The following is a 1,609-nucleotide window of genomic DNA, read 5'->3' as shown; positions in this document are numbered from 1 at the left end:
GGAGAGGGCATCGCACTGGTTGATGTTGGAAAGTTCACGAGCCCAATCGTGACCCGCTTGATCCCTCTCGCCATGGTGTTGGAAGTCCCCCGGTCGACAGAGCCCCGCGAGGTGGTGGGTTTGTGAGGTCCACCAGTAGGTGAGCCATCGGCGTGATCCTTGGTGTGTTCCTGCAAGAACCACATCAAGGAGAACACACCGATGGCTCTGTCCAATTCTGACCTGTCCGAACTGCTCGACGCGATCCGCGTCGGTGACGGCACTGATTTGATCCGTGAGATCGCCCGCTGGGTGCTCCAGGAGCTGATCGAGGCCGAAGCCGTCGAAGCGATCGGCGCCGGCCGCTATGAACGCGTCGATGGGCGTATCACCGAACGCAACGGTCATCGCCCCAAGACGTTGTCGACCAAGACCGGCGATTTGCAGCTCGGCATCCCGAAGCTCCGCAAGGGCTCATTCTTCCCGTCCATTCTCGAGCCGCGCCGTCGCATCGATCAAGCCCTGTACGCGGTCGTGATGGAGGCCTACGTGTCCGGTGTGTCGACCCGAGCGGTCGACGACCTGGTGGCGGCGATGGGTGTCGACACCGGCATCTCCAAGTCCGAAGTGTCACGGATCTGTGCCGGACTCGACGAACGCGTCGGCGCGTTCCGCAACCGCACCCTCGGCCACACCAGCTTCCCCTACGTGTACTTGGACGCAACCTATGTGAACGTGCGCGACGACGCGCTGGGCCAAGTCGTGTCGCGAGCAGTCGTGGTCGCGACCGGGATCACCGCACAGGGCAACCGTGAAGTACTCGGTGTCGACATTGGCGACTCCGAAGACGAAACGTTCTGGACCGCGTTCCTGCGCTCGCTCAAGACCCGAGGATTGGGTGGGGTGCGCCTCGTGATCTCCGACGCGCACGCCGGGCTGAAAGCATCGATCCGCAAGATCATGCTCGGCGCATCGTGGCAACGCTGCCGCGTGCATTACATCCGCAACCTGCTCGCCGTCGTCCCGAAAGCATCCCAGGACCTGGTCGCATCCGCGTTCCGGTCGGTCTTCGCGCTCACCGACCCCGACGAAGTCTCGAAGCGTTGGGACGAAGTCGTCGACACCCTCGACGACCGATTCCCCAAAGCTGCCGAGTCGATGCGCTCAGCGCGCACCGACGTGTTGATGTTCACCGCGTTCCCCCAGCCGCACTGGCGCAAGATCTGGTCGAACAACCCCCTCGAACGCTTGAACAAGGAAATCAAGAGACGCACGAACGTGGTCGGCATCTTCCCGAACGACCCCGCCGCGCTGCGACTCATCGGAGCAGTGCTCGCCGATCAACACGACGAATGGATGATCGCCCGCCACTACCTCTCCGAGACATCGATGGCACTCCTCGACAAGACCTGCCACACTGGCGACGCTCCACCCGTCGGCGAACTCGTCGAAGGCTGAGCCACACCAGGGAACGCGTCACGCAATCCCCACCACTCCGCGGGGCTCATACACGTCGACCAACTCGAACTTGAAACGCTGTCCTGGGTGCACTGGTTCAACGAGGACCGGCTCCACTCGCACTGTCGAGACGTGCCACCAGCAGAATTCGAATCAGCGTTCTACGCTGACC

1 protein-coding gene is annotated in these 1,609 nt (G+C 62.6%); it reads left to right on the top strand.

Annotated features, from left to right (window positions below):
* The first annotated feature begins 201 nt into the window (after positions 1-201).
* Positions 202-1,437, top strand: coding sequence for an IS256 family transposase (locus WBV89_RS02760; protein WP_423979815.1), 1,236 nt, complete (start codon positions 202-204; stop codon positions 1,435-1,437).
* Positions 1,438-1,609: the final 172 nt, after the last annotated feature.

It is taken from the genome of Ilumatobacter sp. (assembly GCF_049588435.1).
Classification (GTDB): Bacteria; Actinomycetota; Acidimicrobiia; order Acidimicrobiales; family Ilumatobacteraceae; genus Ilumatobacter_A.
This window is presented reverse-complemented; position numbering and strand designations above follow the sequence as displayed.

Coding starts and splice junctions, on each gene's coding strand:
- WBV89_RS02760 (WP_423979815.1), top strand. CDS start 202: ATGGCTCTGTCCAATTCTGACCTGTCCGAACTGCTCGACGCGATCCGC.